Below are 13737 nucleotides of genomic sequence, written 5' to 3' on the forward strand. Positions count from 1 at the left end.
ATCAGGTACTGCGGGTGGCGGTCGCCGGCGAGATGCTCGCCGCGCGCCACGCCGGGCCGTAGGCCGCCAGGATGCCGAGCGCCCAGAACACCACCGCGCCACCCACCAGGTAATGTGCCGGCAGGCGCGCCATCTCGAGCTTGGTCACCAGGAGGTGGTTCAGGCCCAGGCCGAACAGCACGCCGCCAAACACGCCGGCACTGGTGATCATGAAGTTTTCAAGGATGAAATAGCGCAGGATGTCGATCTTGCGCGCCCCCAGGGCGCGGCGCACGCCGATCTGCTTGCGGCGCTGGGTGACCCACAGGCTGGCCATGCCGACGATGCCCGAGCAGGTAATCAGGAGCAGCAGCACGCTCACCGTGATCAGCATCCACGACAGCGCGACGTCGGCGCGGTAGCGCTTCTTGCGGTCCTCCTCGACCGTCTTGGCTTCCAGGATCATCGGCGTGGCCGACGACTTGCGCAGCGCCTGCTCGGCTTCCTTCATCACGCGGTCGCGTTGGCCCGGTTCGGCGCGCACGGCGTACAGGGCGCCGGGGTTGCCGTACAGGCGCGCCGGGGTGATCGCGGACCACTCGCCGCGCTCGCCCACGTCCCCGTGGGCCGATTGCAGCCGCTCGACCACGCCGACGATCTGGGTGCCCTGGGCGCCCTCGCCGGTGCCGAAGTACAAGGTCTTGCCGATCGCGGAGCCGCCCGGCCACAGCTTGTCCGCCAGCGCCTTGGAGATGATGAGCTGCTTGGGCAGGTCGCGGTTCTCGTTCTCGTTGATGTCCACGAATTCCTGCGGCAGGAAGTCGCGGCCTTCGACCAGGCGCAGGCCGAAGGTCTGGACCAGCGAATCGCCCGAGATGTAGATCGAGGCCAGCGCGCTCTCGCGCTCCTGGCGCCGGTCGAGCGCGACGCTGTTGGTGCTGCCGCTGCCCGAGATCGGCATCTGCGACACGTTCGCTACCGACACGACGCCCGGCACCGCGCGCAGCACCTCGGCTTCGCGTTTCATGGTCGCCAGCATTTGCTCGGGGCCGTCGTTGTTCAGGTTGCGGACATTGAAATAAAAGGTGGCCGCTTCGTCGGACAGGCCGGACGGACGCGCGGCCACTTCGCGCCGCTCGTTCACGACATGCAGGGCGTTGGCCAGGATCGCCAGGCTCAGCGCGACCTGCAGCGCGACCAGGACCGGACCGGTCTTGTTGCGCATCAGCGCGGACAGGATGGGCTTGATTTCCATGATGGTCTCTCTCGTTCTTATTGCGATTTCAGCTGGATGGCCGGGGTCACCTGGCAGGCGCGCCAGGTCGGCAGCAGGCCGGCGACGATGGCCGCAAGGACGGACATCACAAAGGTCAGCAGCAGCATCTGCCAGTCCATGCGGGCGACCGCCGCCATGCCCTTGCTCTGCATGCCGATCAGCGCCAGCGCGCCGAAGGCCAGCACCAGGCCCAGCACGCCGCCGACCAGGCCGACCACGCCGGTCTCGACCAGGAACTGCTGGAAGACGTCGCGGCGCGAGGCGCCGAGGGCGCGGCGGATGCCGACCTCCGACGCGCGCACCGAGAACTTCGCCAGCAGCAGGCCGATCGTGTTCACCAGGCACAGGACCAGGAAGCCGAAGGCCAGCCAGGCCGACAGCTTGCTGTCGTTGCCGACGACTTTCATGTGCTCCATCCACTCCATCACGTCGTACAGCCTGGTCGGGGCGTTGCGCTTCAGGCGGCCCAGCTTGCGCTGCTCGCTCGCGTAGTTGTCGAGCCAGGACTGCAGCTCGGCGCGCTCGCTTGCCGAGCGGGTCTCGAACCAGAACTGGATCCAGGTGCATTCCGAGCTCAAGAGGTTGGCGAAGCCCGGGTCGCGGTTGGCGCTGCAGTTCATGCTGCCGTTGTGGCCCATCTCGTGGCGGATCGCGGTCGAGAACGGGATGAAGAATTCCTCGCTGTTGCCGAAGCGGCTGCCGCCGATCAGCCGGTAATAGCGCGGCAGCGGATTCCAGGTGTCGAGCACGCCCACCACGGTGTACGGGAACCCGCCGATCCTGATCTGCTTGCCGACCGGGTTGGCTTCGCCGAACAGTTTTTCGGACATGGCGCGGCCCAGCACCACCACGTCGGCGCCGCGCGCGTCGTCGGCTTCCAGCCACGGCTGGCCGTGCAGGAAGGGCACATTGAACATCGCGAAGAAGTCGCGGCTCGGCGCCAGGCCGGACGCGGTGAACGCGGGGATGTCGCTGCGCGGCGGCTCGACCGGCTGGTACACGCCGTACATGATGGTGCGGCGCTCGCCCTGGCCGCTCTTGAGGAAGTTGGCGGCGTCGATATAGCCCAGCTGGTCGTCGTTGGGGCCGTCGCTCGGGCTCCAGCCCTCGACCGGGCCGTTGTCCACGTGCGGCACGAACAGGCGGTCGCTCTTCTCGGGAATCGGGTCGCCCGACATCATGTGCAGGATGGTCAGCGTCGACACGCTGGCGGCCACGCCGATGGCCAGCGTCAGCACCATCAGCGCGGTCAGGGCCGGATTGCGGCGCAGGCTGCGCACGCCAAGCTTGAAGTAATAGGAGAACATGGGCGTCTTCCTCATGCGCTCACCGCGGCCCCGGCGGCCCCGGCAGTTTTTGCATCGACCAGCGTCGGGCCCTTGCGCACCAGGTCCGAGACCTGGCCGTCGATGATGTGCACGTTGCGGTGGGTGCGCACCGCCAGTTCCGGGTCGTGGGTCACCATCAGGATGGTGGTGCCGGCCGCGTTGATCTCTTCCAGCAGCTCCATGACGCCGCGCGCCATCTGCGTATCCAGGTTGCCGGTCGGTTCGTCGGCCAGCAGCAGTTTCGGGGAGCCGGCCAGCGCGCGCGCGATCGCCACGCGCTGCTGCTGGCCGCCGGACAGTTCGGCCGGGTAGTGCTTCATGCGCGAAGCCAGGCCGACCTTCGCCAGCGCATCCTCGATGCGCTCCTTGCGCTCGCGGGCGTTGAAGCCGCGGTAACGCAGCGGGACGTCGACGTTGTCGAACAGGTTCAGGTCGGGGATCAGGTTGAAGCCCTGGAAGATGAAGCCGAGCTTTTCGTTGCGCAGGCGCGAGCGGGCGCTGTCGTCCAGGCCTTTCACGTTGACGCCGTCGAGGATGTACTCGCCCGAAGTAAATTCTTCCAGCAGGCCGGCGATGTTCAGGAAGCTGGTCTTGCCCGAGCCGGACGGGCCGGTCACGGTGACGAACTCGCCCTGCTTGACGTCGATCTCGAAGCCGCGCAGCGCGTGGGTCTCGATCATGTGGGTGCGGTACACCTTGCTCAGGTTGGTCATGCGCAGCATGGGGTTCTCCTTTTGGTATTGGTTCTAGCGATTGATCGACACGCGCTGGGCGTTGTTGAAGGTATCGGTGCCGGCGACGACGACCTTGTCGCCCTGCTTCAGGCCCGACAGGATCTCGACGGCGGAAATGCTGGTGGCGCCCAGCTGGATCGGGGTGCGCACGGCGATCCCGTCCTGCACCACGTAGGCATGGCGTCCGCCCTCGCTCTCGACAAAAGGACCGCGCGGCAACATCAACACGTTCGGGCGTTCCTCGATCAAGAGGCGCGCCGTCACGCGCTGGCTCTGGCGCAGGCCCTTGGGCTGCTCGCCGTCGAAGCGCACGCGCGCCAGCACCTGGTTCCTGACGACTTCCGGCGACAGGGCAGACAGCTTGCCGGTGGCGGTTCCGCCCGGCAGGGTGATCTCGGCATTGAGCCCCAAGCCGATGTCGGCCACGTAGGTTTCCGGCACTTCGACCTCGACCTCGAGCTTGGACAGGTCGACCAGCGTCATCAGGGGAGCATTGGCGGCCACCACCATGCGGTTCTGGACGTTGAGGGTGCCGATGAAGCCGTCCACCGGGGCGCGCACGGTCAGCTCGTCGACACGGCGCTGGGCGTTGGCCATCGACAGGCGCTGGCGTTCCAGTTCGTTGACCTTGGTCTTGAGCGCCAGCTGCACGTCGTCGCCTTCGAGGTCGGCGGCCTGGGAAGCATGGCGCGCGCGGATCTCCGCCGAGTTCAGGGCGTCCTTGGCTTTCTGGTAGTCGATCTTGGCGATGATGCCTACTTGCGCCACGCTCTCGTAGCGCTCCAGCGTGCGCTGGGCGGACAGGCGGTCGATCTCGGCGGTGTCGGCTTCCTTCTTCGCCAGCAGCTTCTGCTTGCGGGCCAGGATCTGCTGGCGCGCCACCTCGGCTTTCAACTGCTCGTAGCTCGACACTTCGCGCTTGAGCGCATCGGTCAGGTCCGGCGACTCGAGCACGGCCAGCACGTCGCCCCTTTTCACGGTGTCGCCGGCCGCGACCTTCAGGTTGACGGTGGCCGGGGCGGTCGAATACAGGGTGGGGCTGACGGCGGCGACGATGCGGCCGTTCACGGAGGCATCGCGCACCAGGGTGCCGCGGCTGACTTCGGCGATGCGCAGGCGGCTTTCGCTGACCGAGTGCTCGCTGCTGGTCCAGGCGCCGAGCACGGCGAGCGTGACGGTCAGGAGGGCGGCGGCGCCGCCGACCCACATGGCGCGGCGCTTGAGCTTGTGGACGGGCGCCGGGGTGAGGACGGCGTCTTGTTGTGATGTATCGCGGATCATGATGTGTCCAGTAACGACGAATGCGGTCGTTAGTGCACGATCCGTGCCAGTTGGTATGCTGGTGCTAAATGCTTGATTTGCAAGGATGCGGACAGGCGGACAAGAGTGTCCGGACTGTCCGCCGGCGGTGTCCGTACGTACGCGGACACGGCCGTAGGCAGGGAGCCCGCTTGCCGGCTGCGGGATTCCCGATGCCGGTTTTTCGCTACGCAGTCGCGCGCAGGGTCCGCGCCGCCGCCACCATGTTTTCCAGTGCCGGCAGCACCTCGTCCCAGCTGCGCGTCTTCAGGCCGCAGTCCGGGTTGACCCACAGCTGCGCCGCCGGGATACGCGCCGCCGCCTTGCGCATCAGGTCGACGATCTGCTCGCGGCTGGGGATGTTGGGCGAATGGATGTCGTAGACGCCGGGGCCGATTCCGTTCGGATAGCGGAAGCCGTCGAAGGCGTCGAGCAGCGCCATGTTCGAGCGCGAGGTCTCGATGGTGATCACGTCGGCGTCCATGGCGGCGATCGCCTCCATGATGTCGTTGAATTCCGAATAGCACATGTGGGTATGAATCTGGGTGGCGTCGCGCACGCCGTTGGCGGCGATGCGAAAGGCTTCGACCGCCCAGCCGAGGTAATCGTCCCACTCCTTGCGGCGTAGCGGCAGGCCTTCGCGCAGCGCAGCCTCGTCGATCTGGATGATGCGCACGCCGGCGCGCTCCAGGTCCTGTACCTCGGCGCGGATCGCCAGCGCCAGCTGGCGGCAGGTAGCGGCGCGCGGCTGGTCGTCGCGGACAAAAGACCAGTTGAGCATCGTGACCGGGCCGGTCAGCATGCCCTTCATCGGCTTTTTTGTCAGCGACTGGGCATGGCGGGTCCACTCCACCGTGATCGGGCGCGGGCGGTGCACGTCGCCGTACAGGATCGGCGGCTTCACACAGCGCGAGCCGTAGGACTGCACCCAGCCGTTGGTGCTGAAGGCATACCCCTCGAGCTGCTCGCCGAAGTACTCGACCATGTCGTTGCGCTCGGCTTCGCCATGCACGAGCACGTCCAGCCCCAGCGCTTCCTGGACGTCCACGCAGTGCGCGATCTCGGCCTGCATGGCGGCGCGGTAGGCGTCGTCGTCGAGCTCCCCCAGCTTGTGGCGGCGCCGCGCCTGGCGGATGTGCGGGGTCTGCGGGAAGGAGCCGATGGTGGTGGTGGGATAGAGCGGCAGCGCCAGTACGGCGGCCTGTTCGGTGGCGCGCTGGGCATGGGCGCTGATGCGCTGGCCGAGCGCGGGTGTAATCGCGGCGACGGCCTGCGCTACCTGCGGATTGTGCACGCGCGTCGAGGCGCGGCGGCGGTCGACCGCGGCGGCGTTCGCGATCAAGGCTTCCTGCACGCCGACGCGGCCGTGGTCGAGCGCGGCCTGCAGCAGGCGCAGCTCGTCCAGCTTCTGCACGGCGAAGGCGAGCCAGGAGCGGACCTCGGGGTCCATGCCGGTCTCGAGTTCCAGGTCGACCGGCACGTGCAAGAGCGAGCAGGACGGCGCGATCCACAGGCGCTCCTGCAACTGGCGCTGCACCGGCTCCAGCCAGGCCAGGGTCGCATGCAGGTCGGTCTTCCAGATGTTGCGGCCGTCGACCACGCCGAGCGACAGGATTTTGTCGGGGCCCAGCAGGGCCATCGCCGGCTCGACCTCGTCGCGCGCGTTGATGGCGTCCAGGTGCAGGCCGCCGACCGGCAGGCCACAGGCGAGCGGCAGCTTGTCTTCCAGGCGGCCGAAGTAGGTGGCCAGCAGCAGCTTCGGGCCGTGGCCGGCGAGCGAGGCGTAGGCATCGGCATAGGCCTGGCGCCAGCACGCGTCGAGATCGGTGACCAACGCCGGTTCGTCGACCTGCACCCACTCGATTCCCTGCTGCGCCAGCCAGTCGAGCAGTTCGGCGTAGACCGGCAGCAGGGCGGGCAGCAGCGCCAGCCGGTCGCTGCCATCGGTGGACTTGCCGAGCCAGAGATAGGTGAGGGGACCGAGGATCACGGGCTTGGCGCGCACGCCGGCGTCAAGCGCCTCCTGCAGTTGCGTGCGCAGGTGCGTCGTATCGAGCGCGAAGCGGGTGGCGGCATTGAATTCGGGGACGATGTAGTGGTAGTTGGTATCGAACCACTTGGTCATTTCGCCAGCATGGGTGCAGCCGCAGTCGGCACGCGATGCGCGGCCGCGGGCAACGCGGAAGTAGGCCTCCAGTGCTTCGCCACCGTGGCCATGGGCGCGCTGCGGCACATTTCCCAGCAAGAAGCTCATATCGAGCACATGGTCGTAGAGCGAAAAGTCGCCGACGGGAACGAAGTCGAGCGTGGATTGCTGGGCCCAGTGCCGGGCACGCAGCCGGGCTGCCTGCGCCTGTAGTTCGGCGGGAGGGGCGTTCCCCTCCCAGTGCCGCTCGAGTGCGAATTTCAGCTCGCGGCGGGCGCCGATTCGGGGAAAACCGAGATTGTGCGTGATGGTCATGGTATGTGTCCTGTGATTGTTCGCAACCATGATAGGACGGACAACTCATGAATAAAATTGATATGATTTCATATATCGATCTATTTTATTCATGCATGAGTGAGCCCTATGCTCGAACGTATCCACCTGATGATCCTGCGTGAAGTCGAGCGCCGCGGATCCCTGACGGCCGCGGCCGACAGCCTGCACCTGACCCAGTCGGCGCTCAGCCACGCCATCCGCAAGCTCGAAGGACAGCTGGGCGTCGAGGTGTGGAAGCGCGAGGGCCGCAGCCTGCGCCCGACCCAGGCCGGTCTTTACCTGCTGGGCCTGGCCAATCGCCTGCTGCCCCAGCTCGAACATGCCGAGCGCCTGATGGCACAGTATGCCGAGGGCCAGCGCGGCACCCTGCGCATCGGGATGGAATGCGCTCCCTGCTATGCATGGTTGTTGAAGGTGGTTGCTCCGTATCTGGCAGCCTGGCCGGACGTCGACGTCGACGTCCGGCAGCGCTTCCAGTTCGGCGGCATCAAGGCGATCGAAGGGTGGGAGATCGACGTGCTGGTCACGCCCGACCCGCTGTTCAAGCCCGGGCTGCGTTTCGTGCCGGTATTCGACTACGAGCAGGTACTCGTGGTGGCCGGCAGCCACCCGCTGGCCGGACGCGGTCACGTCGAGCCTTGCGACCTGGTCGACGAAATCCTGGTCACCTATCCGGTCGACATCGACCGTCTCGACATCTATAACCAGTTCTTCCTGCCGGCCGGCTGCGCCCCGCGCCAGCGCAAGACCATCGAAACCACGGACATCCTGCTGCAGATGGTCGCCAGCGGTCGCGCGGTGGCAGCGCTACCGCGCTGGCTGGTCGAGGAATACGGCATGCGCATGCCGGTCGTGCCGGTACGCCTCGGCCCGAAGGGCATCCCGAAGCAGATCTTCCTCGGCAGGCGCGAAGACGACGGCGCAGTCGACTACCTGGACGCTTTCATCGAACTGGCCGCAGGCATTGGCGACAATGCTTGAGATGGCGCGCCGTCGGTCAGTTGCGCCTGAGCGGCTTGCCGCGCGCGATCACCTCGCGGCAATCGCCCCGCATCGTGGCGTCGTCGTAGTCGGTCCAGCCATAGCTGTCGACGTAGCGCTTGTGGCGCTCGAGCGCCGCGTTGACGAAGCTGCGCTCGAGCTGCTCGCCGGGATAGCGGATGTCCGCCATGTCGAGCAGGGTGTGGAACATGTTCTCGGTCGAGAGCCTGGCCTTGCGGTGGCGCAGCAGCTGTTCGACCTTGTCCGGGAAGCGTTCGCGGTAGGCGCTGGAATACCAGACGAAGGCGGGAATGTGGAATTCGTACTGCGTGTTGTGGCCATGGAAGGCGATCCTGCACGACTTGTCGTACAGGGTCTGGCCGTGGTCCGCCACGTACAGCAGCGACGCGGGCAGGCTCGACTCCTTCAATATCCCGATCACGTTCGCCAGGAACCAGTCGGTATACAGGATGGCGCTGTCGTAGCTGTTGTTGATCTGCGGCTCGATGCGGGTGTCGGTATAGTCGGGCTTGTCGAGCGCCTGCAGCGAAGGCTGCCAGCGGTCGAATTCCTCCGGGTACCGGTGGCCGTAGTTCCAGTGGCTGCCCAGCGTATGCAGCACGACCAGCACCTTTTGCGCCGGGTCTGCGATCGCGCGGCGCAGCGGCTCCAGTAGAACGGCATCGTGGCTGGACGCATCGGACACGCTGCCCAGGTTCAGGAACTGCACGTCGTCGGCTTCCTGCGCGAACACCGACACCGGCGTGTCGAACTTGCCGAACGAGACCTGGTTCGAGATCCAGAAGGTCTTGAAACCCGCTTCCCTGAACGCCGACAGGACCGATTTTTCGGAAAAGCCGTCCTTCAGGCTCTGCATCGCCGGTTTGCGCGAGATGATGACTGGCACCGACAGGCGCGTGGCCGACACCGGCGTGATCACGTCCTTCAGCATGACCAGGTTCTCTTCCTGTTCAAGCAGGGGATTGGTCTGGCGCGCGTAGCCGTTCAGGCTCCAGCGGTCGAAGCGCGAGGATTCGCCCAGCACCAGCACCACGACCTGCGGGCCGTGCCCGACACCGTCCTGCTTGTCCTCGCCGTCCTGGTAGGCGCCGAAGCGGAAGTCCGCGCTGCGCCGGTTCAGCTGCGCCAGGTAGACGCGCTCTTTATAGAAATCGATGCCGCGCGCGGCCAGGCCGAAGGGCCAGGAATGGGCAACGATGCCGGTGTCGAAAGGCAGCTTGGCCCAGCCGGGAAGGGGCGGCAAGCCCTGCGCCGGTGCGGCAGCGGCGCGCATCGGGGGCGGGGTACTTGCCTGCTGGGCGACGCCGAACTTCTGCCCGTAGGCCAGCACCGCCGCGGCAAGGCCGAGCGCTGCCAGCACCAGCCAGCGCGAGCGGTCGTTCCAGTCGAACTCGCGGGTGCGCCAGGCCACCGCCCAGGTCGAACCGAACCACAGCAGCATGGCCAGGAGCACGGCACCCAGCAGCCAGGCCTTCCCGCCCAGGAACTCCATCGCTTCGCTGGGGCTGGTCTCGGCAATGATGCCGAGGTGGTGCGTGGAGATGCCCTGCCCATAATAGGTGAGCAGGTAGAGCTCGGTCGGCAGCGCGAGGAAGGCCGGCAGCAGCGCCCAGTGGAACCAGGCCGGCCGCTTGCACAGCGCCCAGGCCGCGATCCAGGAAAACACGCCGGCGCCGAGCAACTGCCACGGGTCGCCCGGGGACACGCCCAGCGGTATGCCGGCGAAGGGCATGGCCGACAGTGCCGCGTAGGTCAGCAGCAGGTACAGGTTGGCGGGGCGCAGCAGCGGATGCGGCGGCAGGTGCGACAGGCGGGACATCGGGTTCGGCAGGCGGCGCAAAGGCAGGAAGTCGGCTATTATCCTGTCTTTATCGCCGGAAATGCTATGTTGCAGTCGCAATGACTCGTGCGCACTTGTAGCAGGCTTGCCACATCCCGGCGCGCCAAAACCGCCAATCACCCTGCGCCGGCCTGCCTGGCCAGCAAAGCGGTTGACCCTGTCCCCCATCGGGTCTATACTCGCGAGTTCTCGAATTTATTCTGCACACCGCCTACGCATTCGCAGCCGCTCCTTCGGTGAGTGGCTTTCGTCGCCTCCGCTGTCCAGTACGATCCGGGACTAGGTTTCAGTCCCCGGACCAGCGCACCATCGGTCCGGGTCATCAACGTAGTAACTTTGTTGGATTTTTGAACGATGCCAACCATCAATCAACTGATTCGCAAGCCGCGTGAAGCCGCGGTTGTGAAGAGCAAGTCGCCGGCACTGGAAAACTGCCCGCAAAAGCGTGGTGTCTGCACCCGTGTCTACACGACGACCCCGAAGAAGCCGAACTCGGCACTGCGTAAGGTCGCCAAAGTTCGCCTGACCAACGGTTTCGAAGTCATTTCGTACATCGGCGGTGAAGGCCACAACCTGCAAGAGCACAGCGTCGTCCTGATCCGCGGCGGCCGTGTGAAAGACTTGCCGGGTGTGCGTTACCACATGGTCCGCGGCGCACTGGATACCCAGGGCGTGAAAGACCGTAAGCAGGCTCGCTCGAAGTACGGTGCGAAGCGCGCTAAAGCAGGCGCCAAGAAGTAATTCTTCGACAGTCGTCCTGCGGACCCTGTCACATACAGGTCACATTAAAAAGTTAAGTTGAGCCGGCCGGAAGGCCGAGTAAGTGAAAGATCATGAGGGTCTTTCGCGAGTGTGGTTACCGCACTCAACTGAAGATAGGAAGGAATTGAAATGCCACGTCGTCGTGAAGTACCCAAGCGCGAGATCCTGCCGGATCCAAAATTCGGCAACACCGATGTCGCCAAGTTCGTCAACGTCCTGATGCTGTCCGGCAAGAAGTCGGTCGCTGAAAACATCATCTACGGTGCGTTTGAACATATCCAGCAAAAATCGGGCAAGGACCCGCTGGAAGTGTTCGCGGCCGCGATCAACAACTGCAAGCCGATGGTCGAGGTGAAATCCCGCCGCGTCGGCGGCGCCAACTACCAGGTGCCAGTGGAAGTTCGTCCGGTCCGTCGTATGGCGCTGTCCATGCGTTGGTTGCGCGAAGCCGCAAACAAGCGCAGCGAAAAATCCATGCCACAACGCCTGGGTGGTGAACTGATGGAAGCGGCTGAAATGCGCGGTGGCGCAATGAAGCGCCGTGACGAAGTGCACCGCATGGCAGAAGCGAACAAGGCGTTCTCGCACTTCCGCTTCTAAGCAAATGGCCAACCTCCCCCGGGAGTGCGGCCATGCAGTATCCGTTGTTCAGGCCGGGCGCGTTTTGATCTCAAAATGCCGTCCGGTTTTGTCCATTCAAAGATTTAGGAAAAATTATGGCACGCACTACCCCCATTGAGCGCTACCGCAATATCGGTATTTCCGCTCACATCGACGCCGGCAAGACGACGACCACCGAGCGCATCCTGTTCTACACGGGTGTGAACCACAAGCTGGGCGAAGTGCACGACGGCGCCGCCACCATGGACTGGATGGAGCAGGAACAGGAGCGTGGTATTACCATCACCTCGGCTGCGACCACCTGCTTCTGGAAGGGCATGGCCAGCAACTTCGAGCCGCACCGCTTCAACATCATCGATACCCCGGGCCACGTCGACTTCACCATCGAAGTGGAACGTTCGATGCGCGTGCTGGACGGCGCATGCATGGTCTACTGCGCAGTCGGTGGCGTGCAGCCGCAGTCGGAAACCGTGTGGCGTCAGGCTAACAAGTACAAGGTCCCGCGTCTGGCATTCGTCAACAAGATGGACCGTACCGGTGCGAACTTCTTCAAGGTGTACGAGCAGATGCGCGCTCGCCTGAAGGCCAACCCGATCCCGCTGCAAGTGCCAATCGGCGCCGAAGACAACTTCAAGGGCGTGGTCGACCTGGTCAAGATGAAGGCCATCCTGTGGGATGACGCATCGCAGGGCATGAAGTTCGAATACGTCGACGTGCCGGCCGAACTGCTCGACACCTGCAACGAGTGGCGCGAGAAGCTGGTCGAAACCGCCGCTGAAGCGTCGGAAGAGCTGATGAACAAGTACCTCGAAGAGGGCGAACTGTCGGAAGCCGAGATCAAGAAGGCGCTGCGCGCACGTACCATCGCCGGCGAGATCGTCCCGATGATGTGCGGCACCGCATTCAAGAACAAGGGCGTGCAGGCAATGCTGGACGCGGTCATCGAATACCTGCCGTCGCCAGTGGACATCCCGCCGGTCGCAGGTACCGACGAAGACGAGCAGCCGACCTCGCGCAAGGCCGACGACAGCGAGAAGTTCGCTGCGCTGGCATTCAAGATCATGACCGACCCGTTCGTCGGCCAGCTGATCTTCTTCCGCGTGTACTCGGGCGTCGTGAATTCGGGCGATACCGTCTACAACCCGATCAAGGGCAAGAAGGAACGCCTGGGTCGTATCCTGCAGATGCACGCCAACCAGCGTGAAGAGATCAAGGAAGTCCGCGCCGGCGACATCGCCGCTGCAGTCGGCCTGAAGGAAGCCACCACCGGCGAAACCCTGTGCGATCCGTCGGCACCGATCATCCTCGAAAAGATGGTGTTCCCGGAGCCGGTCATCCAGCAGGCAGTCGAGCCGAAGACCAAGGCCGACCAGGAAAAGATGGGCCTGGCACTGAACCGTCTGGCTCAGGAAGACCCGTCGTTCCGCGTGCGTACCGACGAAGAATCGGGCCAGACCATCATCGGTGGTATGGGCGAACTGCACCTGGAAATTATCGTTGACCGCATGAAGCGCGAATTCAACGTGGAAGCAACCGTCGGCAAGCCGCAGGTTGCCTACCGCGAAACCATCCGCAAGGCAGTCACCGACGTCGAAGGCAAGTTCGTCAAGCAGTCGGGCGGCCGCGGCCAGTACGGTCACGCTGTCCTGACCATCGAGCCGCAAGAGCCGGGCAAGGGCTTCGAGTTCGTCGACGCCATCAAGGGCGGTGTGGTTCCGCGCGAATACATCCCGGCAGTCGAAAAGGGTGTGCGCGAAACCCTGACCACCGGCGTGCTGGCTGGCTACCCGGTCGTTGACGTGAAAGTCACCCTGACCTTCGGTTCGTACCACGACGTCGACTCGAACGAAAACGCGTTCCGCATGGCGGGCTCGATGGCGTTCAAGGAAGGCTGCCGCAAGGCGAACCCGGTCATCCTCGAGCCGATGATGGCCGTGGAAGTGGAAACGCCGGAAGACTACGCCGGTTCCGTGATGGGCGACCTGTCGTCCCGCCGCGGTATGGTGCAGGGCATGGACGAAATTCCAGGCGGCGGCGGCAAGATCATCAAGGCCGAAGTCCCGCTGTCGGAAATGTTCGGTTACTCGACCTCGCTGCGTTCGGCAACCCAGGGCCGTGCGACCTACACGATGGAATTCAAGCACTATTCGGAAGCTCCGAAGCACGTGATCGACGCCATCGTCACCGCGAAAGCCAAGTAATAACAAACCGGGAACAGGTTCCGCTGTGGAGCCTGTTCCCAGACAAGCTAAAAACACAAATAAATCGTTTCTTTTAAAGGAAGATAGGAAATGGCAAAGGAAAAATTCGAACGGACCAAGCCGCACGTCAACGTCGGCACCATCGGTCACGTTGACCACGGCAAAACCACCCTGACGGCTGCAATCGCAACCGTTCTGTCGAAGAAGTTCGGC

At 64.7% G+C, this 13737-nt stretch carries 11 protein-coding genes; 5 read left to right on the top strand and 6 right to left on the bottom strand.

Going from position 1 to position 13737, the window contains the following annotated elements; translation table 11 throughout:
* Window position 1: 1 nt before the first annotated feature.
* The 5 genes from ACFFJK_RS20420 to metE form a co-directional block, all read right to left on the bottom strand.
* On the bottom strand, window positions 2-1234 hold the full coding sequence (locus ACFFJK_RS20420) for an ABC transporter permease (protein WP_379681518.1): 1233 nt from the start codon (window positions 1232-1234) through the stop codon (window positions 2-4).
* A gap of 17 nt (window positions 1235-1251) precedes the next feature.
* Window positions 1252-2577: an ABC transporter permease gene (locus ACFFJK_RS20425; RefSeq protein ID WP_379681519.1), complete on the bottom strand. Its 1326-nt coding sequence runs from the start codon at window positions 2575-2577 to the stop codon at window positions 1252-1254.
* Window positions 2574-3305, bottom strand: coding sequence for an ABC transporter ATP-binding protein (locus tag ACFFJK_RS20430; protein ID WP_379681520.1), 732 nt, complete (start codon window positions 3303-3305; stop codon window positions 2574-2576). Before ACFFJK_RS20430 ends, ACFFJK_RS20425 begins: the two co-directional genes overlap by 4 nt.
* 24 nt (window positions 3306-3329) lie before the next feature.
* The gene (locus tag ACFFJK_RS20435) at window positions 3330-4598 is read right to left on the bottom strand and encodes an efflux RND transporter periplasmic adaptor subunit (RefSeq protein ID WP_379681521.1); all 1269 of its coding nucleotides are present in this window, start codon (window positions 4596-4598) and stop codon (window positions 3330-3332) included.
* A 205-nt stretch (window positions 4599-4803) separates the two neighbouring features.
* The gene (gene metE, locus ACFFJK_RS20440; RefSeq protein ID WP_379681522.1) at window positions 4804-7077 is read right to left on the bottom strand and encodes a 5-methyltetrahydropteroyltriglutamate--homocysteine S-methyltransferase; all 2274 of its coding nucleotides are present in this window, start codon (window positions 7075-7077) and stop codon (window positions 4804-4806) included.
* A 108-nt stretch (window positions 7078-7185) separates the two neighbouring features.
* Here metE and ACFFJK_RS20445 point away from each other — a divergent pair, with 108 nt between their 5' ends.
* Entirely contained in the window at window positions 7186-8079 is an 894-nt protein-coding gene (locus tag ACFFJK_RS20445; protein WP_379681523.1) for a LysR family transcriptional regulator, read from the top strand.
* 16 nt (window positions 8080-8095) lie between these two features.
* Here the strand turns inward: ACFFJK_RS20445 and ACFFJK_RS20450 are convergent, their stop codons facing one another.
* Window positions 8096-9919: a phosphoethanolamine transferase gene (locus ACFFJK_RS20450; RefSeq protein WP_379681524.1), complete on the bottom strand. Its 1824-nt coding sequence runs from the start codon at window positions 9917-9919 to the stop codon at window positions 8096-8098.
* A 375-nt stretch (window positions 9920-10294) separates the two neighbouring features.
* On the opposite strand from ACFFJK_RS20450, the gene rpsL reads away from it, so the two are divergent.
* The 4 genes from rpsL to ACFFJK_RS20470 form a co-directional block, all read left to right on the top strand.
* A complete protein-coding gene (gene rpsL / locus ACFFJK_RS20455; protein WP_027867278.1) occupies window positions 10295-10681 on the top strand; it encodes a 30S ribosomal protein S12 in 387 nt (128 codons plus the stop codon).
* 150 nt (window positions 10682-10831) lie between these two features.
* On the top strand, window positions 10832-11302 hold the full coding sequence (rpsG, locus tag ACFFJK_RS20460) for a 30S ribosomal protein S7 (RefSeq protein WP_182990690.1): 471 nt from the start codon (window positions 10832-10834) through the stop codon (window positions 11300-11302).
* 116 nt (window positions 11303-11418) lie between these two features.
* Window positions 11419-13524 (top strand): elongation factor G, encoded by a 2106-nt coding sequence (fusA, locus tag ACFFJK_RS20465; protein ID WP_379681525.1) that lies wholly within the window; start codon window positions 11419-11421, stop codon window positions 13522-13524.
* Between the two features lie 90 nt (window positions 13525-13614).
* Window positions 13615-13737 (top strand): GTP-binding protein (locus ACFFJK_RS20470; RefSeq protein WP_227803300.1); only part of this gene is annotated, 123 nt, incomplete at its 3' end.

The organism is Massilia consociata (assembly GCF_042432755.1).
Taxonomy (GTDB): Bacteria; Pseudomonadota; Gammaproteobacteria; order Burkholderiales; family Burkholderiaceae_D; genus Telluria; species Telluria consociata.